Source organism: Stieleria sp., assembly GCF_041595215.1.
GTDB lineage: Bacteria > Planctomycetota > Planctomycetia > Pirellulales > Pirellulaceae > Stieleria > Stieleria magnilauensis.
The window spans coordinates 1-22953 of the sequence record NZ_JBFHKV010000003.1 but is presented as its reverse complement, the minus strand read 5'-3'; the positions used below and the strand labels follow the sequence as shown (position 1 = coordinate 22953).

At 60.1% G+C, this 22953-nt stretch carries 15 protein-coding genes and 1 other RNA gene; 7 read left to right on the top strand and 9 right to left on the bottom strand.

Features of this window, described 5'->3' with window-relative positions; genetic code table 11:
• Positions 1–77: 77 nt before the first annotated feature.
• Positions 78–1667 carry an ABC transporter permease gene (locus ABX749_RS00265; protein ID WP_372894254.1) on the top strand — a complete coding sequence of 530 codons (1590 nt, stop codon included), beginning with the start codon at positions 78–80 and terminating at the stop codon, positions 1665–1667.
• Here the strand turns inward: ABX749_RS00265 and ABX749_RS00260 are convergent.
• The 4 genes from ABX749_RS00260 to ABX749_RS00245 all read right to left on the bottom strand — a co-directional run bounded on the left by ABX749_RS00260 (position 1654) and on the right by ABX749_RS00245 (position 8581).
• Positions 1654–4413, bottom strand: coding sequence for an ATP-binding protein (locus ABX749_RS00260; protein ID WP_372894253.1), 2760 nt, complete (start codon positions 4411–4413; stop codon positions 1654–1656). The genes ABX749_RS00265 and ABX749_RS00260 overlap by 14 nt on opposite strands.
• A 16-nt stretch (positions 4414–4429) precedes the next feature.
• Positions 4430–5884, bottom strand: coding sequence for a Gfo/Idh/MocA family protein (locus tag ABX749_RS00255; protein WP_372894252.1), 1455 nt, complete (start codon positions 5882–5884; stop codon positions 4430–4432).
• 197 nt (positions 5885–6081) lie between these two features.
• Positions 6082–7143 carry an LOG family protein gene (locus tag ABX749_RS00250; protein ID WP_145212174.1) on the bottom strand — a complete coding sequence of 354 codons (1062 nt, stop codon included), beginning with the start codon at positions 7141–7143 and terminating at the stop codon, positions 6082–6084.
• A 43-nt stretch (positions 7144–7186) separates the two neighbouring features.
• Entirely contained in the window at positions 7187–8581 is a 1395-nt protein-coding gene (locus ABX749_RS00245; RefSeq protein ID WP_372894251.1) for a Na+/H+ antiporter NhaA, read from the bottom strand.
• A gap of 201 nt (positions 8582–8782) precedes the next feature.
• On the opposite strand from ABX749_RS00245, the gene ABX749_RS00240 reads away from it, so the two are divergent.
• From ABX749_RS00240 to ABX749_RS00220, 5 genes are all read left to right on the top strand, one after another.
• Positions 8783–9361, top strand: coding sequence for a PDZ domain-containing protein (locus tag ABX749_RS00240; protein ID WP_372894250.1), 579 nt, complete (start codon positions 8783–8785; stop codon positions 9359–9361).
• A gap of 285 nt (positions 9362–9646) precedes the next feature.
• Positions 9647–12313 (top strand): hypothetical protein, encoded by a 2667-nt coding sequence (locus ABX749_RS00235; protein WP_372894249.1) that lies wholly within the window; start codon positions 9647–9649, stop codon positions 12311–12313.
• 161 nt (positions 12314–12474) lie between these two features.
• Positions 12475–13791 carry a citrate synthase gene (locus tag ABX749_RS00230; RefSeq protein ID WP_095738719.1) on the top strand — a complete coding sequence of 439 codons (1317 nt, stop codon included), beginning with the start codon at positions 12475–12477 and terminating at the stop codon, positions 13789–13791.
• Between the two features lie 3 nt (positions 13792–13794).
• The gene (locus ABX749_RS00225; RefSeq protein WP_372894248.1) at positions 13795–14361 is read left to right on the top strand and encodes a thioredoxin family protein; all 567 of its coding nucleotides are present in this window, start codon (positions 13795–13797) and stop codon (positions 14359–14361) included.
• A gap of 399 nt (positions 14362–14760) precedes the next feature.
• Positions 14761–15675 (top strand): hypothetical protein, encoded by a 915-nt coding sequence (locus tag ABX749_RS00220; RefSeq protein ID WP_372894247.1) that lies wholly within the window; start codon positions 14761–14763, stop codon positions 15673–15675.
• Positions 15676–16252: 577 nt separating this feature from the next.
• Here the strand turns inward: ABX749_RS00220 and ABX749_RS00215 are convergent.
• From ABX749_RS00215 to ABX749_RS00200, 4 genes are all read right to left on the bottom strand, one after another.
• Positions 16253–18901, bottom strand: a complete 2649-nt coding sequence (locus ABX749_RS00215) for an ATP-dependent Clp protease ATP-binding subunit (RefSeq protein ID WP_095739685.1) — start codon at positions 18899–18901, stop codon at positions 16253–16255.
• Positions 18902–19405: 504 nt separating this feature from the next.
• Entirely contained in the window at positions 19406–20029 is a 624-nt protein-coding gene (locus tag ABX749_RS00210; RefSeq protein WP_372894246.1) for a tetratricopeptide repeat protein, read from the bottom strand.
• 111 nt (positions 20030–20140) lie between these two features.
• An RNA gene (rnpB, locus tag ABX749_RS00205) (RNase P RNA component class A) lies at positions 20141–20562 on the bottom strand.
• Positions 20563–20638: 76 nt separating this feature from the next.
• On the bottom strand, positions 20639–21757 hold the full coding sequence (locus ABX749_RS00200; protein WP_372894245.1) for a leucine-rich repeat domain-containing protein: 1119 nt from the start codon (positions 21755–21757) through the stop codon (positions 20639–20641).
• A 135-nt stretch (positions 21758–21892) separates the two neighbouring features.
• On the opposite strand from ABX749_RS00200, the gene ABX749_RS00195 reads away from it, so the two are divergent.
• On the top strand, positions 21893–22438 hold the full coding sequence (locus tag ABX749_RS00195; protein WP_372894244.1) for a hypothetical protein: 546 nt from the start codon (positions 21893–21895) through the stop codon (positions 22436–22438).
• A gap of 3 nt (positions 22439–22441) precedes the next feature.
• Here ABX749_RS00195 and ABX749_RS00190 read toward each other — a convergent pair.
• Positions 22442–22953: hypothetical protein (locus ABX749_RS00190; RefSeq protein WP_372894243.1), on the bottom strand; the 512-nt coding region annotated here is incomplete at its 5' end.

Sequence of the window (22953 nt, the reverse complement as noted above, 5' to 3'; positions counted from 1 at the left end):
TGTTAGCTGTTAGCTGTTAGATTTGAGATTTTCCCCTTTTTCTGCCCACTTCTTCCTCCCCTTCCCTGCATGTCCCGATGGCGACGATAGACAACACGATCGATAGCACGCACGCCGGTTCGGGGGCGGATTGGCTTGCGCGGCTGGATCGGTGGTGCGAGCGCGTGGGCGATGCGATCAATCCGATCTTGGTCAAGGAGACGCGTCAGTCGCTCAAGAGCCGACAGTTTGTGGTCACGTTTTCGATGATCCTGTTTGCGGCGTTGGCGTGGACGATTGCCGGCAGTCTTTCGTTGATGCCGCAAATCTACACGACGCCGTCGGCGCCACGGATGATGATCGGTTATTACGCGGTGCTGGCGCTGCCGATGATGATGGTGGTGCCGTTGGCGGCGTATCGATCCTTGGAGAGCGAAATCGACGACGGGACGTTGGAGTTGTTGTCGATCACCGCACTGTCTCCCTGGCAGATCGTGATGGGCAAATTGGCAAGTGCATCGCTGCAGATGTTGCTGTATTTCGTCACCCTGTTTCCCTGTTTGGCCTACGCGTATTCCTTGCGTGGGGTGGACTTGCCGACGACGCTACTGATCGTCGCTTCGTTGGCGGTGGCCGGATCGTTGCTGACGGTGGTCGGATTGTTCTTCGCGCCGTTGGCGCGTGGCCGATCCGGACGCGTGGCGACGATGTTGGTCCTGATCTTCATTCTCGTGCTTGCCGAATACGGGATCAGTTCGATGGTTGTCGGGATGATCCTGTACGGCAATCCGCTCTCCGCATCGGCGTTGTTGTTCACGGTGTTGGCGACGCTTGCGCTGTCGGGATCGTTGGGGCATTTGTTGTTGACCGCCACGGCGGCTCAATTGACGCCGGAAACGGAGAACCGTTCCACGTCGCTGCGTCTGTCGCTGCTGGTTTTGACGACGATCTGCGTCGCCACGATTGCCGCGGCGATGCTCGTGCTGGGCAGTGATGGGATCTCGGTCTACGTCGCCGGGCTACTCGTGATCGCCGGACTGTGGACCTTTTGCGGAGCCTTGATGGTGGGCGAGCGCTCGACCATCACGCCGCGCATTCGACGAGAATTGCCGAGCAGTTTTCTGGGCCGACTGTTTTTAACGTGGCTCACCCCGGGACCGACGACCGGACTGGTCTTCGCGATCCTCGGAATCGCGATCCTGGCGTCGATCCAGTATTTGTCACTGGATTGGGTGCTGCGAACGGCCAACGTCGGCGGGTCGATGCGACGACAGCTGCGGCTGCTGTTGGGTGTGCCGGCGATTCTGTACCCGGCCTACCTGGTCAGCTTTCTTGTCGCCGTGCGAGTGGTGATGTTCGCGGTCCGATTGCGCAACAATCCTCGCGTCGAAGTCGGCTTGGCTGCTTTGATTGTCGTTGCCGTGATGACGGCGCTGGTCCCGTATTCGTTGGAGCTGCACTACAACGATTACCAACCGCTCAGTTACGATCCGACCTGGCAGGTCACCAATTGGGCATTCACGATGGCAACGGCCGTGGAACGACGGTTGCCGCCGGGCGTTCTGGGGCAAATCGTCGGCGCCGCCGTTTGCCTGGCTCTGCTTTCGTTCTTTGCCGCATGGCGGACAACGCGTCCACGCCGCATTGCCACGCCGCAACGCGTCCAGGAAGAGCTCAGCCGCCGCTGACGGGGCCGGCTTGCAATGCGTCCGTCCTGGAACGTGGCTGCGGGCAGACTTGTCGCAAGCTGTGCTGAAGATCGGCTAATTGAAACGGCTTGGACAAACTCGCATCGGGCTTCCTGCCGGAGACCTGCTTGAGTTTTTCGATCTCGATCAACAGGCCACTGCAGACGATGATCGGCAGGTTCGAACGGATCGCCTTGAGTTGTCGAAAGGTCTCAGCCCCGGAAACATCGGGCATCATCAAGTCCAGGATGACCACATCAAAGGTCTCGCCGTGCTGGACCCTCGCGATCGCCTCGCGGCCGCCCGCGGCATCCGTCACGCGGTGACCGATCGCTTCGAGACTTAACTTGGCGACGCGACGCACCTCGTCGTCATCGTCGACGAGCAGGATTTCCATCGCGACGTCAACGGGCGGAGACTTGGTCGCCTGCTCGGCGTTATCGACGCGCAGCAGTTCGTCCCGTTCGGCGCAGGTTTCGGTGGACGTGGAGAAACGTTTTGCGCTTTGGTTCAACGGCGTGGCGTCGCCGTGTGTCTTGGCCGGCGTTGGCGCATCGATCGCAGCGGGTAACAGGATCGTGAAGACGCTTCCGTGCCCCAACTCGCTTTGGCAATCAATGGTTCCCCCGTGCTGGTTGATCACGCCGTAAGAAAGCGCCAGTCCCAATCCGGTGCCTTCGCCGACTTTCTTGGTGGTAAAGAACGGCTCAAAGACACGGGCACGGGTTTCCTGGTCCATGCCGTGACCGTCATCGCGAATCTGAATGCGCGTGAACGGGGAACCGTCGGCGTCGACAAACGGATCGGTCTGCAAAACGATTGTTCCGGTTTGCCGGCCCAAGGCGTCGTGGGCGTTGAACAAGAGATTCAGCAACACCTGTTCCAGCTGGGCGTGGTCAAATCGACATGGCGGAAGCCGGGGGCTCAATTGCAGCGAAACGACGACATCGGGTGACAGCGACGTCTTGGCCAGCAGCACCGCCTCTTCGACCGCGTCATTAAGATTTCCGACTTGCAAGTCGAGATTCGTCTGACGGGTGAAACCGAGCAGCGAGCGAACCAGTTTGGTCGCCTGTGCCGTGCACCGGCGGGCCGAGGCTAAACAGTGGCTGGGTTGATCGTCGTTTTGGGGAGCCCCGATGTCGATCAATTCCAAATTCGATGCGATCGCGGCCAACAGGTTATTGAAGTCGTGGGCGACGCCACCGGCGAGTCGACCGAGGGCATCCATTTTCTGGCTCTCGCGCAATTGAAATTCCAATCGGCGGTTGGTTCGCACCGTTCGTTGCAATCTAAACCACAGCGTCGCGAAACAGAGCATGCCCGCGACCCCCAAAACCGCGATCAATGCCAGCGCGGAGATCCCCGCCGAACGCGAGAATTGCCACCAGCGTGATACGACCAGCACTCCATCGGGGCCTTCCAGTTCTACGATGAACTCGGGAGAAAAATCTTGCTCCAGCTCGGTCATCCCGGGCGGCGCCGTGGACACCATCCCCGTGACCGCGACACGGCGAGCGTTTTCCAACGAGAGGTCTTCCCAGGTCGCGTCGTTGACCGTCAACGTCGCCGCAAACTCCGTGTCGCCGTCACGGAGCATGATGATGCGTTCGTCGTCCTGGCTGAGTGAAAAAATGAAATCGGCTTCGATCGTCGCACGGTAGGGAAGCAGCGACAACTCAACGGATTGAGCCTCGTCACGCTGCGGCGGCGGAACGGTCTGAAAAGCCCTGGAATGAAGCGCGACGGCTTGAAACTGGTTGGTCCCCTGGCGGCGTACGGTCACATCCACCAAGTGCCCCGCCGCATCTTCTCGGGCCATCGCGGTGGCGATGAAAATCCCAGCGCCCTCGGATTCAATCAAATAGCCGTCGCCCGCCGCGACCGAAGTGATTTGACCGCTGGTCTGGTACAACCCGCCTGCGATCGTGTCGGTGGTGCGAAGTTGTTCGATCGTTCTACTCTCCGCATCGGCGACCGAGACGATGTCATCGACGTGCCGAATCGGTCGCAAGGGGGAATCAAATTCGTTCATCTCGACGATGTATCGAGTCGGCTGTCCGTCCGAATCGACTTCGCAGATCAACGTCCCTTCCATCTCCACTTCGTGACCGATCAAACGGGTCCATTGGAAGATCGCGTTCTCTTCGAAACGGTGAACCAAAAACGAGGCATCGCCCGACGTGCAGGAAGCGATCCAACGGTCACCGAAACGGGCGACCTCGCGCACGACGCCGGTCGTCTTGACCCGCTGCGACCATCGATTGCCCAGCGTCAAGTCTTCGATGCGGAGCGACTTGGGTTCGACGGGGACGACGTCATCGGAGACTTCGACCGTTTCAACTTGAACGTAATGACCGTCCATCACCAAGCGACCGATCACGCGGATGCGGGTGCCAGGCGGTAGGCGGCTGTGACGCTCAAACTGGACGAACGGAACGGACAGGTAGATCGCGCTGTGTTGGTCCTGCACAAACACCGCTCGGTCGCGTACGTCCCAGTAGTTGACCCGAGCGACTAAATCGACCGGAAGTGACTCCACGTCCGTTCGCCCGTAATGCCGTTTCAAATCCAGCAGGCTGTGGATGACATCGCCGGATTCGACTGCGGCCTGACGCCTCGTGCCACCCTGCGCGGCGTCACCCTGCGCGGTGGCAAGACCCGGCGCGGCGAAAAACGCCATGCATAGACACGTCGCCGCGAGGGCGCGAAAAAACACGAGTCGATCCATCGGGGCGGGCGGCATGGTAGGCGAGTTCCTGCTAGACGATCTCGGGAACTTCGTACCCTTTGCGATACTGGCGGCGGAGCAACCCGTTGGCGACGTCGGCATCGGAGCCGACAAACTGTTCGGTCTGCGGGTCCAACGACAACATCGGGCTCAGCTTGATCTCGCTGCTGTCCAGTTTCAGATCATGCGCGGCGAGGTGTTCATCCATTTCACCGAGCAGCCCGTCCCACTGGTCCAGTTTGACCTCGCCGGCCAATTCACGGCTAAAGCTTTCGCCCGCCTGGAAGGCGACGTTGGCCAAATTGCACCATCCGGTGCTGTCGTTGCCGACGGCGACTTCGGCGTTGAGCAGGCTGCGATCCTGGGCGCGAACGGCATCGATAAAGTTCTGTTGGTGGACGGTGTCGCCCCGATTGCCCTTGAACTCTTTGATCTTTTTGCCGTCGCTGTCATAGGCGGCCGCGCCGCCACGTTGGCCTTCGAACCGGCCGCCTTCACAGTACGCCATGTAGCCGCTGGCGGGGCCGGGATGGGAGGGGCTTTTCTTGCCGCCGGGCTGGGACGGCAAGTTGCTCAGCCCGATCACCACCGGAATCGATCCGGTATCGAAATAGGCGAAGTGGACGTTGGGGGTTTCGCCTGCGTCGTTCAACACGACGCGACCACCACCGCCGAGGACACGCTGGGGCAAGGCCACGCTGTCTTGGAAGATGTTGTTGCGACAATCGTCCAGAACATGGACGCCCCAGTTGCCCATTTCGCCGCTACCGGTGTTCCAGTCCCAGTGCCAATCGTAGTGCAGTTTTTCGCGGTAGATCGGCTCATCGGCGGCCGGTCCCAGCCACAGGTCATACGCGACGTTCTTTTCGATTTCCAACGGGGTGTCGCGGCGGCCGATCGACGGACGGACGCCGTAGCGATTGACCCGCGCCGCCTGAATCTCGCCCAACGCCTTTTCTTCGTGCAGGAACCGTTTGATCTCGGCCTGCATCGGGTCGCTGCGTTGCTGCGTTCCGATTTGGCAAATCTTGTTGTACTTGCGTGCCGCCGCCACCGTCTGACGCCCTTCCCACTGGCTATGCGAAAGCGGTTTTTCGACGTACACATCTTTGCCGGCTTCCATCGCCCAGATCGCAGCCAAGCAGTGCCAGTGATTGCACGTCGCGATGACCACGGCGTCGATGCTCGGTGATTCGATCAACTCGCGCAGATCCGTCCAGCTCTGAGCCTTGGGGAAACGCTGCTTGGCCGCGCCCAATCGATTTTCATCGACATCGCACAGCCCGGCGATGTTGACGCCCTCGACTTTTTCGAATTGTCCCATCAACTGACCGGCCCGTCCGCCACAGCTGATGAATCCGAGGTTGATTTCGTCGTTCGCGTTGGCCGCGAGAAGCGAACGGCCCGGCAACGCAGACGTGACGGTCAGGGCGGCAGCGGCGGATGCGGTCGAGCCGACAAATTGGCGGCGAGTGAGTCTGTTCATTTGGAAATCTCTTTGCAGATCAAGAGGATGAGTTACCGTTGCGGGGGCTCAGCATCGTCGACGACGGGCTGAGAATTGACCCGATATGATAACCCGGAACGCCCCGTCGCTGGCGGGACTGCTGCGGATATTTCAAAACCCGACGGGGCAGAATGTTGTTCTGACCGCTCAGATCACGGCCCCGGCATCATCGGGCCTCAGTCGGCGTTGATTTCGTTGATCAACTTGCGGAGCTTACCGAGGCTGCGACGGTTGAAGTGAAACACCAGACGCGGCAGGCCGGCCAGATCCGGTTCACCCGATTCTTCGGCCAGGGCCTTGCATTGCTCAAAGCGGCCGTCGACCAGGATGCCGGAATACTCGGTCTGGATTTTCTCCATCTTCTCCTCCGGCAGGCTTTCCTTGAGCCGGAAAACCAGGCGGTCGCGGACGTAGCGCATGCTGTGGTAGCGTCGATAAAACCCTAGAATTTCGTCGATCGCCACCTCCACGTCGTTGGTGATGCGGTAAAGCGCGACGTCGTCGGGGCTGATCATGCCGCCGCCGAGCAATTGCTTGTCGATGAACTTTCCCAAATCGCTCCAGTAGCTTCCCTGGGGATGGTCCAGCAACACCAGCGGGAGCATCGTCTGCTTTCCGGTTTGCATCAATGTCAACGTCTCCAGGGCTTCGTCCAGCGTGCCGAATCCACCGGCGCAGCAGACCACGGCACTGCATTCTTTGACGAACATCAACTTCCGCGTGAAGAAGTACTTCATCGTCACGAGTTTGGGATCACCCTCGATCACATCGTTGGCGCCCTGTTCAAAGGGCAGCATGATGTTCAGTCCCATCGAGGCTTCCTTGCCGGCACCGACGTGGCCGGCTTCCATGATGCCGCCCCCGGCGCCGGTGATCACCATCCAGCCATGTTCGGCCATTCGCCGCCCCAGTTCGACCGCCGATTGGTAATCGGGGTGATCCGGTTTGGTGCGGGCGGAACCGAAAATCGTCACCTTTCGACGGCGGCGGTAGGGACGAAACACTTTGAAGGCATAGCGCAGTTCCAGCAGCGTCCGGGACAGGATCTTCAAGTCACCGCGGGAGGTGCGGTCTTTCTCCAGCCGGGCAATGGTCGCACGCATCTCGTCAAACAGATCCGAGCTTTCGACCGCCGGGACTGTCGAAATCGGTTCGTCGGCCGGTTGCGGCCGTTCGAGTTCGCATTCACCGATCGCCTCGGGCGGTAAGTGTTTTGGATCCGTTGGATTCGGTTGCATCTGCGTTTATCCGTCAAACATGGGGAAGGCTCAAAAAGCCGGCTCACGCGGCCACGTCGCTCTCGGTTTCTTTGTCGTTATCCTCGTCGTCGCTGTCGGCGCGGATCGACAGCAGTTTGGCGATCAGGATTGCCAGTGGGGCGGCGCCGAAACTGAGTAACGCGCCCATCTTCACCGAGTCCTGTGTCGCGCCGGGGATCTTGAAGGCCGCCACCGAAACGAACAACGCGACAGTGAACCCGATGCCGGCAACCATACCGAGGGTGACGACATGGCGATAATCCATTCCGGCCGGTTTCTGCAATCGAAACCCTTTTTCGGCCAGCAACGTCATCGCCGTGATCCCCACAGGCTTGCCGAGCAGCAGTCCGGCCAGCACCAGCCAGGTCCCCGTCCCGACACTGCTGAGCACGACGCCCGCATTGGCGAGTCCGAACAGGCCCAAAATACATTCGACGGGGGTTTTCCAGAAGTGCTCGAATTCGTTCAACGTGTCGTCACGCTGCAACTCTGCCTTGGCGAAAATCCCCAGGTCGGACGTCGCGGCGGGAAGCAGCGGGATGATCGGCACCAAACCCAAAGCCGGGTGGATGTGCGCCGAGTAAAACGAAAACCACGACAGCACCCCCGGTCCCAGAATATAAAACCAGTGCGAATGAACCTTCAGTTTTCTTAGCAACCACGCCAAACCCATCGCGGTGGCGGTCAACAGCAACCAAATCGGTTCGATCGGCGCCGACGGATAAAAGATCGCCAAAATCATCAAGCCGGCTGCATCGTCTGCGATCGCTAGCAATAGCAGGAAGGCGATCGCCGGGTGCCCTGCCCCAAAGATCAATCGGGCAACCAGGTAACTGAACGCGATATCGGTCGCACACGGCACCGCCCATCCCTGTCCCAATTCGGCCTGGGTTCCCGTCGCGTAAGCTCCGGCGAGATAAAACAGCGCCGGGCCGACAATGCCGCCGAAGGTCGCCAGCAACGGCGTCGCCGCTTTCCGCGGATTGGACAGCGCCCCGCCGGGCAGCAACGATTCCCAAACCTCTTTGGCCGCGATGGCAAAGAACAATGCCATCAAGACATCGTTGATCAAGAAACCGAGCGAATACCAATGGTGGCCGCCGTCCGCGTGGCTTTCTCCATGAGCGTCTTCACTGTGTTCGGTCGCCCCGGCGGCCGCTTGATCTGCCGGCGCGGATTCCCCCGCCGACGGCGAGGCGGCGTGATCGTCGATCGAAACGGGGCTGGGGGGGTGGTGTTCGCCGCCGCCCCATAGGTTTCGGACATCGTAATGAATGAAATCCTGATAGCTGGAGCTGCCGCTTCGGTCAGCCAAGTTGGCCCACGTCAAAGCCGCAACGGCTCCGATCACCAGCAGGAGAGAATTGTCGATCAGGAAGCGGATAACGCCGCCCTTTGAAGTTTCGTGCCCGGACATGGACCGTGCGAATCTCTGGTTTGGATAGGAGGGGTGTTCTGCGATGGCTCTGCGGCCCGATGGCCGCCGCCGCCAATCTGCGGAATGGTACCGATTGTGTTTCTTTTTGGTGACCCCAGGTGATCGGTAACATCTCTGGTGGCTTCCCGCTTGGTCTGGTGAACCGCGTTTTTTGCGACCTTTGAAACCGCCACGAGAATCATGCGAGGCCGTCCCGTGAACGAAGATCAGCTTGAAAATCCGGTGTTGGGCTACGTGGTGATCGCCGTCGCCCTGATCGTCGGCATGCTTTCGGCAACCGTCTTCGGCCAGGGACCGGATCACACGCCGGCGTTGCTACCGAAAACCAATGCCATCGCTGACACGGTGGAAACCGCACAGGGCGATCATCGTGTTACGGACAAAACGGGTGCGGCAAAGCTTCTCACCCCGGTGAACCAACACGGAACCGGTCCCCGGCCCGATCAGCGTCACCGAGAGGACGAGCCGCGGCGTTGGATTTTGGGTGTTCGTTCCACGCCCACGGCGGCGGGATGTGTGGTCACGGCCGTCTTGCCCGGCAGCGCCGCCCAGCGTTGCGGGCTTTCCGTGGGGGACCGGATTCTGACCGTCAACGGACACCAAGTGGGTTTGCTGGGAGATCGCCACGTCCGCCTGGACCGAGCCATTGACTCGGCCCCGGGGCGACAGGCTTGGCTGCTCGTCGAGCGCAGCGGCTCTGGCATGGTTCAGCCGCTGCGGGCGACGTTACAGACGCTCTTTGAATGCTTGGGGCACTGAACAGAATGCTTGGGGCAGTGAACAGGCACCCACTCCATCGGGCCGCACGAGGTGGGACCTGGGCGATGGGGGGAAGAGTTTTCCGATTGGCGTAATCTTGCCGGTACTGCGGTTCGTTTTGATCTTGCGGGACAAATGACCGGCCCACCCGCACTTTCGCGTCTTCCCGAACGTGCCGATCAACCCCAACAGTCGGATCGACCGATGCGAACGGTACAAGAGGCTCTGCCGGACTGACGCCGGTGGTTGCGACAAGCCTGACGGTCCCGGTCAACGAGCCACCCGATGCTGAAATTGAACTCCTATCCCGCACGTTCTGCCAACTCGGTCCCTTCGCCAGCGAGCGATGATGGGCAACGAGCAGGACCGCCGACGGCGCCCTGCGGACCGGCAGCCTACCGATCCCTGCTGGCTCGATTGATCATTGGGTTGGCGTCGATCGGTGCGTCAGGGGTTGCATCGGCCGAACAGATCGGCCTAACCAGCGACGCGCCGTATCGCCAACGCATGGAGCGATCTCAAGTTGACGCGGCGATTGCGTTGGGAAACCTGGACGCGCTCGGTCGCATCGATAAAGCGTCTCGGTTGGATTCGCTCTATACGGCCATGATCGAAACCGAGCAGGCCCGCATCAAGCTGCGCCAGTCGATCGCGCGACGTGCCGCCAATCGACAGCATCGCGCGACGCCGGTGGTCCACCCGCCGACGGTCGGTGAGCGTGTTTCCGGTCAGCGTATTCAGATAACGGCTTTCCAAGACGATGCCCCGTATCAAACGGGCGGCACGGCCCAAGTCGTCACGTTGCTCCGCCCCAAGTCGTTCAGCCTGGAGGCTCCGCCCGAAACCACTGCGCCAGGTCTCGGTGATCTCAGGCAGGAACCGCGACGGCTGGACCGATACGTCCCGTTGGTGGTCGTGCCCGCGCATTCGGAGAAACTGGAAGGTCAAACCGACAGCCCCGCACTGGAATCGGTGGTGGTCGACGAATCACTGGCCGGTCAACAGAAGTTCGCGACGCCGGCCGACCGGCCCGGCGATGCCGGCGAATCTGAACCGCAGGACAAACGCAATTCGCAAACGGCCGCGTCGACCGACGGCCCAGAAGACACGAGCTTTTCCGCGTTTCTGACGGACACACCGGCGGTCGCATTGGTGTCCCCCGCCGCACCGGTCGTTGCGGCGGCCCCGATCGATCCGAACCCCGAACCGAATGATTCGATCCCAGCACCGATTCGCCCAGCGCCGATTCGCCCAGCTCCAATGCGCCCGGAACCAATGCGCCCGGAACCAATGCGCCCGGAACCAATGCGCCCGAATCCGGTTTCCCCGACCGCGGCCCCTGTCAAACCGGAACCCAAACGTTCGCTGGTGGCAGCCCCCGCGACGGCTCAGCTGGCCGCAACGGAGTCCGCCGCCGTCGTGGAGTCCGCGGATTCAACGCCCGTCGAAGCACCGCTTCAGGCGGCGTCGTCTCCGTCGCCGATGGCAACGATGCCGCCGGCGGCCGCCGCGCCCGATGCTGAGGTCGCGCTGCAATGGCCCTTCAAGATGGGCGGACGCGAAACCCTGCCGACACCAGGAAACACGGACGACGTCACGCTCAGCGTTGACGATGTCGATGTTCGAACGGTGTTGGAGATGTTGGCCAAAGGCTATGGCATGAACATCCTGGTCGCTCCCGATGTCGAGGGCACGGTGACCGCCAACGTCGCAGGGCTGACCCCCGAGCAAACGCTTACCAGCATCGCACGGATGTGCGGTCTGGCGATCCAACGCGACGACAACGTGATCCTGATTTACCCGAAAGACAATCTGCCCCGGGAATCGCGCGAGCTGCGTGTGTTCTCGCTGGACTACGCCCGATCCGAAGACATCGAACCGACGGTCAATGGCCTGCTGTCACCGATCGGCAGCGTCTACAGTTCCAAGGCGGACGATGTCGACAATCGCAAAGGTCGCGAATCGATCGTGGTCGTCGACACGCCCGATGTGCTGGAGCAAGTGGAGCGGTACTTGATGCAGGCCGACCAGGCCCCGCTGCAGGTGATGATCGAAGCTCGCGTGATGGAGATCGAGCTAAAGGACAACATGGAGCACGGCGTCAACTTTGAAGACATCTTGGGCGGTGACGTTCGAGTGGGCGGATTTCGGTTGACCGATAACATCGCCACGTCGACCAACCCGTTTTACTTTGGTGAGATCAGCGGCCGCGACTTGAAAGCTCTGTTGACCCTGTTGGAGACAACGACCGACGCCAAAACGTTGGCCACGCCACGGGTGATGGTGGTCAACGGCCAGAATGCAAAGATTCAAGTCGGCCAACAACTCGGCTTTGCCGTCGCCACGGTCACGCAAACGTCAACGATCCAAGACGTTCGCTATCTGGACACCGGCATCGTGCTCAACGTCACGCCGACGATCAGCCGCGATCACCGAATCCTGCTCCAGGTCAAACCCAAAGTCAGCAGCGGCGAAATCAATCCCGACACCCTGCTGCCGGAAGAAACGACGCGTGAAGTGGAAACCTCGGTCATGCTGGACAACCACCAAGGCATGATTGTCGGAGGATTGATCCAGGAAGAAGACCGCGTGGTGATCAAAAAGCTGCCGTGGCTCGGTGACGTCAAACACGTCGGAAAGTTCTTTCAACGCCGCGAGACCTCACGGGCGCGGACCGAGATCATCGTGGCCCTGATCCCCCACATCATCGACCCCTGTCGCGACGGTCACTACAGCGAAGGTGATCCGATGCGAAACCAAATCGAGTGGGAACGGACGGAGAATCGCTTGTTCAACGGCCCGCTCAATCGCGAGTGCCGGCCCTGGGAAGCTCGCCTGCCCGATGTGACCGCTGATGGGGCCCTGCACCGCGACATCGACCGACTGCGGAATCGGCACCCCTACTGCAAAGGCTGTGAGCCGATCAAAAGCAGTCTTCTGCCGATCCACTGACAGTCTAATTGTCGATCGCGTGACACCGGGGTACACTCCTGCGGTGGACACAGCGACTGCCGCGGATCGATTCTGCCCCCGCCATTCGCCCCCGCCATTCCCATGGCGAAGCCCCCCGTACTGCACTGCCCTCGCCCCATCGAGATTTCCTGGATCACGAGATGAGTTCAAGCGTTAATTTGGAAACCCAAGACGCCGGCACGGTTCGTCTGACTTACGGTGACCAGGAGATCGAGCTCCCGGTCGTCGAAGGCTCCGAGGGGGAACGCGGAATCGATATCTCCGCGCTTCGCGGAAGCACCGGGCTGGTCACCCTGGACGAAGGTTTTGTCAACACCGGCAGCACCCGCAGCGCGGTCACTTTCCTGGACGGCGAAAAAGGCATCCTGCGTTATCGCGGTTATCCGATCGAGGACCTGGCCGCCCATTGTGACTTCGTCGAAGTCGCCTACCTGCTGATCCATGGCGAATTGCCAAGCCCGGCAGAAGCCGCCAACTTTCGCAGCGGGATTCGCCACCACACGATGATCCACGAGGACATGCGGTCGTTCTACAACGGATTCCCGCGTGACGCCCACCCGATGGCCATTCTCAGCAGCGTCGTCGGTGCGCTGTCGACCTTTTATCAAGATTCGATGCAGGTCGATGATCCGGATCAGGTGGAAATCTCGATCTATCGACTGCTCGCGAAACTGCCGACGATCGCCGCTTACGCCTACAAGAAGTCGATCGGCCAGCCGTTCATGTATCCGAACAACGATTTGGATTACTGCGAAAACTTCTTGCACATGATGTTCGCCACGCCGGCCCACGATCACCTGGTCGACCCCGACTTTGCCGAAGCCCTCAACTTGCTGTTGATCGTCCACGCCGATCACGAACAGAACTGCAGCACCTCGACGGTTCGAATGGTCGGCAGCAGCAACGCCAACCTGTTCGCATCGATCTCCGCCGGCATCGGCGCCTTGTGGGGACCGCTGCACGGGGGGGCCAATGAAGCTTGCGTGAATATGCTCGAACAAATCGCGGCCGATGGCGGGAACGTCAAGAAGTACGTCGATATGGCCAAGGACAAGAACAGCAGTTTCCGCTTGATGGGATTCGGCCACCGCGTCTACAAGAACTTTGACCCCCGCGCCCAAATCATTCGGGCCTGCTGCGACAAGCTGCTCGCCAAACTGAACATCGACGACCCCTTGTTCCACGTCGCCCAAGAACTGCAAGACGTGGCGCTGGAAGATGAATACTTCGTCGAACGGAAACTCTATCCGAACGTCGACTTCTATTCCGGCGTGATCTATCGGGCGATGGGGATTCCCGTCCAGATGTTTACCGTGCTGTTCTCCCTCGGGCGACTCCCCGGTTGGATCGCTCACTGGAAAGAACTTCACGCGACGCCCGGAAAGCGAATCTATCGCCCCCGGCAAATCTACACCGGGCAAAACGAACGAACCGTCGTCCCGATTGAAAATCGCTAATCGATGCCACTCGACCTTGCCGCCCTGTTCGAACAAGGGCTCTCGTACGATGCGTTCTTGGCCAAACACGGCAACGAGGCTCAGCGGAGTCGCTGGAGCGCGGTGCACTCGGAAGTTCGCCTCAGCGAATCACAACGCGAACTGTTGGCGGGATTCGTCCGCGAGATGAAGGTGCTCGTCTCGGCCGGCGCCTGGTGCGGAGACTGTATCAATCAGTGCCCCGTGTTCGATCACTTCGCAGCCGCGAATGAAAACATTCGGGTGCGTTTCTTTGATCGAGACGAACACAGCGCGTTCGCCGAATCCATTTCGACCTGCGGCGCCCATCGCGTCCCGTCGGTCTTGTTTCTCAGCGAAGACAATTTCGTCTGCGGACGCTATGGCGACCGCACCCTGGCGACCTATCGACACATGGCGGCCACCCAGCTCGGCCCCAGTTGCCCGACCGGCATCGGCGCCGTCAATGTCGACCTGCTCCAAGCCGTCACCGCCGAATGGCTCGCCGAGTTCGAACGCATCCAATGGATGCTGCGACTGTCGGGACGCCTGCGCGAAAAACACGGCGATTGACGGGCAGGCCGATCGGTTGGCCAAGACAATTGGTTGGTCAAAAAATTGGTTGGTCAAAAAACGGGAGTTCCCGGCAACTTAAGGTCGGTGCTCCACGTTATCTTTTGACCAATTCATCTTTTGACCAATTCATCTTTTGACCAATTCATCTTTTGGTCCGTTTCGGCTTTCTCGCCATGATGTTGCTCGCGCTGCCGCAGCTGGCAAACCCCGGGCTTCGCTCCCGCGAACTGCGCCCGCGCTGTCAAACCTTTCCGGTTGTACGCTTCGGACCGTCTGTCGGCTTCTTCTTGCCACTGAAACCGCTGCCCTAGCCCGCTGATCGACTGAATATTGCCGGCTCAGAACTCCGATTTTCTTTCCAGACCCTGTTCACCTACGCATTACTGGAGTCTTCCAGTGCCGAAATTTCCGCGGCCCGCCCGCGTCTCGATTGTGATTCCGCTGCAGCGTGACGAGAAACTTTTCGAGGAAACGCTGCTCAGTGTTTTGGAAAATCAGACGGATGATTGCCAGATCATCGCGGTCCACAATGGGACGTATGCTGATCCCTTTGAGCTGAGCGACGAAGTCAGCTTTGTGACCGCCCGATCGTCCAATTTGACCGACCTGGTACGTGATGCGTTTGATGTCACGACGGCCCCGTTCGTCCACGTTCTGGGGACCGGCATGCGGGCCCAGGCCGATTGGCTGGAGCACGCGTTGCAGCCATTTGACAACCCGCAAGTCGGAGCCGTGGCGCCGACATTGATCGACCAGTCCGGCCGGCCCGTCGAAGGCGCGCATTGGACGGATTCCGACGGGCGATTCTGCCAAAGCCGCTCCGGACGTGCGCCCAAAGGGCCGCTCAGTGGTTTTTTTGTCAGCGCCTTTTTTGCCCGCCGCCACTTGCTCGGCAACCTGCTCGACGCCGTCGCGCCGGCGATGAGTGATCCGATCGCGGTCAGCTACGCGATGGGGTGCCTGATGAAACGTGCCGGATGGAAATTCGCCTCGGCGGACGGCTGCTGCATTGAGGCCGAAGACGCATTGGCAACGGCCGATGACTCGGACATGGCTCGTGGCCAATGCCTGGGCGCGATCCGCAATCGTGTGTTACCCGGCGAGCCGGTCCCCGGAAGGGTCGCGATGCTACGAGAGGCGCTGCTGGGTTCAAGTTCGGTGGGCGAGATGATCGGGATGATGCGCTATCGCAACAGCCTTTCGGCGGTCCGTCGCGCGATCGACCCCGACAGTGTCCCATCGGCCAACGACAGAGCCCACGTGGTCAACCTGCCCTCGGCCGAGGCACCGCTTCGCAGAGAGGCGGCTTAGTATGCCGCCGCACCTTGGTTTTCGGGTAGGCGGTAGTGGGCGAGGCGACGAGTCCTTGCCGATATGCCGACGACAGAGGACGCGTCGCCTCGTCCACGACCCGGAAATTGAGCTGCGATAGACTGCTGGTTCAGGCCGTCGGTTTCCGCTCCGCCGACCGCCTTGGCGGCTTCCGCTACGGCTTCAACCCTAAGATTCAATCTCGGCGTAGCACTCGAAAGGCAACGCTGTGAAGCATTTGTTAGCGGTAGGGCGCGAGCCCTCCGGTGTTTCGGGAACGACGAGGGACCGGAGGGCTTGCGCCCAATACCGCTAAATCGACATTGAGGGGCGCCCGGACGCTGGCGCGAACCGGCTGATGTCAATTGATTATCAGCCGTTTGGCGCTAGCCTACGGGCCCTGCGCTGGTCAATACCTTGTCGATTTAGCGGTATTGGGCTTGCGCCCTGCCGCTAACACCTCGTCAAACGCAGGGAATAAATGCTTCACAGCGTTGACTCGAACGGGCGCAATAAGAAACCCCGCCGGTTGATGACCGGCGGGGTTTCGTTTTTCAATCAGCCGTTGGTCGACGGATCAGTTGCCCGAGTCGTCTTTGTTTTCCTCGGACTCGCCGACCGAGGCGCTGACGGGTTGTTCTTTTTCCTCGGCCAAGCCACGGGTTTCGCCGTGGAACTCGAGTCGAACTACTTTGACCTTCTTGCCGTCGGGGTCGATCATCTTTCCATCGTCGGTCACGGTCATGTCGCTCGGGGCGACGGAATCGCCATCGGAGTTTTCCAGGATCCCTTTGACCACGATCGTGTCCTTGCCTTCGAACGCACCGCGGAGCAGTTCTTCGCTGAGCGGGTCTTCGATTCGCTGTTCGATCGCACGACGCAGCGGACGAGCACCGTAATCCAGATCGGTTCCCCGACGAATCAAGAACTCTTTCGCTTCGTCTTGAAGTTCCAACGCCAATCCGCGGTCGAGCAAGCGTTCGCGGACCTTGGAGAGTTCGAAATCGATGACCAGTTTCAAGTCCTGACGCGTCAGGTGACGGAAGATGATGGTGTCATCCAAGCGGTTCAGGAACTCGGGCCGGAAGACGCGTTCGATCTGTTCCATCACACGCGTCTTCATCGATTCGTAGCTGGCATCGGTGTCGGATTTCTGGAACCCAAACGCCGACTCGTTCTTGATCGCTTCGGCACCGGCGTTGGTGGTCATGATCAAGATCGTGTTGCGGAAGTCGACGTTGCGTCCGAACGAGTCGGTCAAGCGGCCTTCTTCCATGACTTGCAGCATCATGTTGAACACGTCGGGGTGTGCCTTTTCGATTTCGTCGAACAGCACCACGGCGTAGGGTCGACGTCGAATCTTCTCGGTCAACTGGCCGCCTTCTTCGTAGCCGACGAATCCGGGAGGTGCCCCGATCAAACGGCTGACGTTGTGCTTCTCCATGTACTCGCTCATGTCGATGTGCACGAGTGCATCGCTGTCACCGAACATGTATTCGGCGAGCGCTTTGGCGAGCAAGGTTTTCCCGACACCGGTCGGTCCGGCGAAGATAAACGAACCGGTCGGACGTCGCGGGTCTTTCAAACCACTGCGACTTCGGCGAACGGCTTTGGCAACGGCCGAAACCGCCAGGTCCTGGCTGACGACTCGCTTGTGCAGTTCCTCTTCCATCCGCATCAGCCGCAAGCTGTCTTCGGTCGACAGTCGGGTCAACGGGATGCCGGTCATCTTGCTGACGACTTCGGCGATGACTTCTTCGTCGACGACGCCGTCGGTTTGCTGGCTCTTCTCGCGCCAGTCCTGAGTGATCTGGTCTTTCTTCTTGCGAAGCTTTTCGGCCTGATCACGCAGGTTGGCCGCTTTTTCGAAATCCTGATTGGCGACCGCGTCTTCCTTTTCTTTGTTCAGCTGTTCGACTTCTTCGTCGATTTCTTTCAGATCCGGCGGACGCGTCATCGTGCGCAAACGAACCCGTGCACCGGCTTCGTCGATCACATCGATCGCCTTGTCGGGCAGGCATCGCGCGGTGATGTAGCGTTCGCTCATCTCGACAGCCGACACCACGGCGTCGTCGGTGATTTGCACGCGGTGGTGCTCTTCGTAGCGTTCGCGCAGGCCTTTCAGGATGGCGATGGTCTCTTGCTTACCGGTCGGTTCGACGATGATCTCTTGAAAACGTCGCGCCAACGCGTTGTCCTTTTCGATGTACTTTCGGTACTCGTCCAGCGTGGTGGCACCGATGCACTGGATCTCGCCTCGGGCGAGGGCGGGTTTGAGCACGTTGGCGGCGTCGATCGCGCCTTCGGCTCCACCGGCACCGACCAGGGTGTGGAGTTCGTCGATGAACAGGATCGTGTTCTTGACGCGGCGGACTTCGGTCATGACCGCTTTGATACGTTCTTCGAATTGTCCACGATACTTAGTGCCGGCAACCATCATCGCCAGGTCGAGGACCACGATTCGTTTTTCGGCCAGGATTTCGGGGACTTCGCCTTCGATCACCTTTTGGGCGAATCCTTCGACGATCGCGGTCTTGCCGACGCCGGCCTCACCGAGCAGCACCGGGTTGTTCTTGGTTCGTCGGCACAGGATTTGGATGGCGCGTTCGATTTCGCGTTCCCGCCCGATGACCGGATCCAATTCGCCCTTGCGAGCCAATTCGGTCAGGTCACGGCCGAAACTGTCCAGTGCCGGCGTCTTGCTCTTGCCGCTCTTGCCCGACGCGCTACCCGAGCTGCCTTCTTCGGTGCCGCGTCCACCGCGTTCACCGACTTCGGCACCCTCGAGTCCATGGCCGAGCAGGTTGAGCACTTCTTCGCGGACGTCTTCGAGTTTCAGTCCCAGGTTCATCAAGACCTGAGCGGCGACGCCTTCTTGTTCTCGGAGCAGGCCGAGCAAGATGTGTTCGGTTCCGACGTAACTGTGATTGAGATTTCGAGCTTCCTCCATGGAATACTCGATCACCTTCTTGGCCCGGGGCGTTTGCGGCAGCTTTCCGACGGTCACCATCTCGGGGCCGCTTTGGACGAGCTTTTCGACCTCCAAGCGAATCTTGCGAAGATCGACGTCCAGGTTTTTCAGCACATTGGCGGCGACACCACTGCCTTCCTTGACCAGTCCGAGCAAAATATGCTCGGTCCCGATGTATTCATGGTTAAAACGCTGTGCTTCCTGGTTGGCCAGTTGCATCACTTTGCGAGCGCGGTCGGTAAATCGTTCGTACATTTGGTTGTCTCGTTACCCGGCGGGTTTTGCCAGGGATGCGCCCGCGGGGGGAACACACCTGGGTTGGTCCATTCAAATCAGACGAAGCGTCCAAAGGGGAGGTGAATCCCGCTTTTTGTAACCACGTCGGCCTTGCATTGTTCAAAACTCAGATTGACAGCCGAACTGTCAACTTGGCGATTCGTTCGTCTCGATTCCTCGTCAGTCCCTTATCAGCAAACCGTACGCCATTCCAAGCGAGATCGAGTCACAACGACCGCTTGAGGACACAGCGGCGGAAGGGATCGCCGGCAATCAACCGGCTCACTTCGATTCTATCGGTTTTGTAAATTTTGGGGGATAGGAGTCCCAGCGAAACAACCGCCCTCAAACATGAATTTGAAGCAAAAACGCGGTTTAAATTTTTACGTTTCTCTGAGCCAAATCCGTCGTCACGTTGTCAGTTTCACGGGGAAAGGATCCAAACGCACCGTTTCACTCGATGCATTCCCTCATAAAACCCACTCACGCCGCTGTCAAATCGGCAGCATTGCCATCCTCCTGCAACTCCGAGGCCGACAGCTCGCTTGACTCCTCGTCCGCGTCCTCGTCGGATTCCTCTGCCGATTCGGCGTCGCGAGCGATCCGAGCCGCCTCGGCATCCATCTCAATCTGCCATCGATCGGCAATCTCCAGACGCCGCATTTCATCCAACAGCACGGCCGCACTGGTCACTCGCCCTGTATGACGATAGAGGCTCGACAACATCAGCAACGCCGGGGGGTCGCGCGGTTCGATCGCCAAAATCCCCAGCAACAGCGGTTCGGTCGCCTCCCAGTCGCCGCGCAGATACGCCGCTTGGGCTTCGACAAAACGATCGGGTGCGTCGGTCACCGCTCGTGGATTGATCAATGCTGGCAATTCGCGGAAGCTCTTGACCGTCCAGCAGATCCAGACGCACACGCCGACCCACCAGGCGGATCGAACCAGCAACGGATCCAACCAGGTCGGATAGAAGTGTTTGAGAATCAACAGTGAATTCAAACCGATACCGAACCCGATCGCCAACGGCAATGCTGACAACCGACCACGCCACCAGAGCTCGCTGAGCCCCGGCCAAAAACAGGTCAGATAGTTGCGGAATTCCATTTCGTTCTCAGAGAGTTCTGTGAAAGATCTAGGCAATCCGCCGCGATCATCGCAAGCCGAGATTCTGCGGGTTTGAGGCGTCTCGGGGCACTCCCCGGCCAATGAAGACGAACGACCAGAGGGCTTGTAAGCCGGGTTCTGTACCGATCGAACGCCATGCCGGACCAGAGCCCGGCGACGTCGATGGTGGCGACCATTTATCTGTGCACGACGATTGCTCGTCGCCTCCATTGCGACCTACCCGGGTGTCGATCGCGAAGCGGACCGCTTCTGCACCCTGTTTGGTCTAGCTCCGGATGGGGTTTACCGAGCCGATCGAGTCACCCCGATCGCTGGTGCGCTCTTACCGCACCGTTTCACCCTCACCACGCATCCGCCAGGGGCGAACCCCGCGCGGACCGTTCGGCGGTCTACTCTCTGTTGCACTTTCCCTAGCCTCGCGGCCGGTCGACGTTATCGACCATCCTGTCCTGCGGAGCCCGGACTTTCCTCCCGCCGGTACAATACCGACGAGCGATCACCCCGCCCTCTGATCGTTCGTGTCGCTTAACATGATCGATGGTCGTGCCGCGGACAAGGTTCACCCGTGACGAAACGGTCCACCAGGGCTCACTTGCCCGGGACATACTCGAGTTGAATTTCGGTCTCGGGCAATTGCGGTTGCAGCTGATCGACGCCGGCTTGGGTGACCGCCGTTCGTGTCACGATCAGTTTTTCAAGCTTCGACAATCCCGCCAACTGCGGCAGTCCCGCGTCGGTGATTTGCGTGCTGCCCAAATGCAGAAACGTCAATTCGGTCAGCTTGCCCAGGGCATCGAGCGACGCATCACCGACGTTGGTCTTGTCGACGTTGAGCCACTGTAACCCGCTCGCGCCGGACAGTTGTCCCCAGTCCCCATCGCCGACCGACGTCGCGTAAAGATTCAGCTTGGAAAGTTTTGTGAACCCTGCGAGTGTTTCCAACGCCGCATTGTCGATCCCCGCACACTCGCTGAGATCCAATTCGACCAATTGCGACAGCCCGGCCAGTTCAGCCAGCCCGTCGTTGCCAAATGCCGTGGACGCGATCCGCAACTTCATCAGCGCCGGAAACGATGCCAACGTCTGGGCGGCGTCGTCGGTCACCTGTGTCCCCGCCAGATACAATTCACTCAGCTTGGATAGTCCCCCCAGCGACGCGATGCCTTGGTCGGTGATCGGCAGAAAGTCCAACGCGATCACTTCCAGCGTCTTGATCCCACCCAACGTTTTCATCCCGGCATCGGTCACCTGGGTGGCGTCGTCTTTTCCCGAAAACTTGATCGCCTTGAGCTGTTTCAGTCCGCCCAAATGCGCAACCCCCGCATCGCCGACCGCACAGCCGCGCAGATCCAGGTTTTGCAACGAGTCAATCTTCGCAACACTGATCAAACCGTCGTCGTCGACGTTGGATCCCGACAGCAACACGCTGCGCAGTTTCGGCAGCGCAGCAAGTTGCTCCAGCACACCGGTGACGTCCGCGTCGCGGAGGTCGACCTCGATCACCGCGTTGTTTCCATCGCGACGCGTCTTCGCCACCGCTTCAACGGCCGCGGCGATGTCTGCCGCCCGGTCCGCGGAGTCTGTCGGCGAGCGCGGTGCAGGGTCTGCCTGCGCTTCCGGCCCCGGTTCCACCGACGACTTGGACGGACAACCGAGACTCAAACACAGCAATCCCGCAACAATGATGGAGGCGTAAGAAGGTTTCACCGAAACGATTCCAAAGAGGTGTGTGGATTCCAGCCCGATACCATTAAGTTAACGTCATCTTCCCAAGGGCGAGGCCCGAAGCACTAGTCTATCAGTCATCTCACCCGGCAGGATCCCCGACTGTTTCTCCCAGGCATGCAAATTCGTTTCGTTTACACCAGTAGCCCCGTGGATGATCCCGAGCGGATCGAGCGAATCGTGGCAGCGCTGCCGGCCGAGTGCCGCAAGCAGCAGATCGATGCGGCCGCCACGCAGGTCGAAACCATCGACGCCGACACCCTGAGCGTCGCACTGGTCGTCGATTTAAGCGACGCCGAGTTACGCGACGCCGAGTTATGCGACGCCGATGCGGCCGCCGAACCGATTCGAATCGCGACCGCCGCGGTCCAGCTCTTTGCACGATTGGCCACGCAATTCCACGTCAGTTGGGATGTCGGGCACGAGCTTGACCCGCACTTGGGACGCATCGTCGCTGACGCCGCGGTGGACGAACTGGTCGACGAGGTGAAGACGGCCGTGGAAGTCGCCCGTTCGCTGGCGGAATTGATCATCGACGACGAATTCGTCGAACCCGACGCGCTCGTGATCGAAGCGGACGCCACCGACGACCGCGAAGATGCCACGTGGGAGGAACTCTTTCAACCTCCCGATTCGTTCATCCGTTTTCCGGAGTTGGAGTGAGTGCTACTGCTTGCTGAACGAAAGCGTCGCGACGACGTCGCCGCCGGTGTTCTGCAGTCGCCATCGAAACGCGTTGCCCGAGGGACGCTCCAGTGTGCCGGTCAACGACACGCCGGACGATTCGCTCAGCACCAATCGATCGCCGGTCGTCTGGTACGTGCCTCGCGACACCGAGTTCTTTCCGCTTCGGGTATGAACCATCACGAAGTTGTCGTCGGCATCGAAGCGAATGGCCCAGGCATCGCTGGCTGACGTCTTCGCCGACCACGTCCCGACCAACGTCGTTGCGGCTGCCTTCGTTGCGGCTGACTTCGTTGCGACCGATGTTGTGTCGGCTGACGTGATTGCAGGTCGCCCCGGTGGCGTGTCGTTGGTGTGGACCCCGGCAACAGCTTGCTTGGTCCACACTTTGGCTGCGATACCTGTTGTCTTCGTCGCCGCCAACGCCAATCGCTCGGCCACGGTTCGCAAGCCGTCCGCCGTGGCGCCCTGATTGCTCAGCGACGTGTGCAGCG

What these genes read in the sequence shown, in the direction of transcription:
- ABX749_RS00265 (WP_372894254.1), top strand. Translation starts at nt 78, where the DNA reads ATGGCGACGATAGACAACACGATCGATAGCACGCACGCCGGTTCGGGG.
- ABX749_RS00260 (WP_372894253.1), bottom strand. Translation starts at nt 4,413, where the DNA reads ATGCCGCCCGCCCCGATGGATCGACTCGTGTTTTTTCGCGCCCTCGCG.
- ABX749_RS00255 (WP_372894252.1), bottom strand. Translation starts at nt 5,884, where the DNA reads ATGAACAGACTCACTCGCCGCCAATTTGTCGGCTCGACCGCATCCGCC.
- ABX749_RS00250 (WP_145212174.1), bottom strand. Translation starts at nt 7,143, where the DNA reads ATGCAACCGAATCCAACGGATCCAAAACACTTACCGCCCGAGGCGATC.
- ABX749_RS00245 (WP_372894251.1), bottom strand. Translation starts at nt 8,581, where the DNA reads ATGTCCGGGCACGAAACTTCAAAGGGCGGCGTTATCCGCTTCCTGATC.
- ABX749_RS00240 (WP_372894250.1), top strand. Translation starts at nt 8,783, where the DNA reads ATGCGAGGCCGTCCCGTGAACGAAGATCAGCTTGAAAATCCGGTGTTG.
- ABX749_RS00235 (WP_372894249.1), top strand. Translation starts at nt 9,647, where the DNA reads ATGCTGAAATTGAACTCCTATCCCGCACGTTCTGCCAACTCGGTCCCT.
- ABX749_RS00230 (WP_095738719.1), top strand. Translation starts at nt 12,475, where the DNA reads ATGAGTTCAAGCGTTAATTTGGAAACCCAAGACGCCGGCACGGTTCGT.
- ABX749_RS00225 (WP_372894248.1), top strand. Translation starts at nt 13,795, where the DNA reads ATGCCACTCGACCTTGCCGCCCTGTTCGAACAAGGGCTCTCGTACGAT.
- ABX749_RS00215 (WP_095739685.1), bottom strand. Translation starts at nt 18,901, where the DNA reads ATGTACGAACGATTTACCGACCGCGCTCGCAAAGTGATGCAACTGGCC.
- ABX749_RS00210 (WP_372894246.1), bottom strand. Translation starts at nt 20,029, where the DNA reads ATGGAATTCCGCAACTATCTGACCTGTTTTTGGCCGGGGCTCAGCGAG.
- ABX749_RS00195 (WP_372894244.1), top strand. Translation starts at nt 21,893, where the DNA reads ATGCAAATTCGTTTCGTTTACACCAGTAGCCCCGTGGATGATCCCGAG.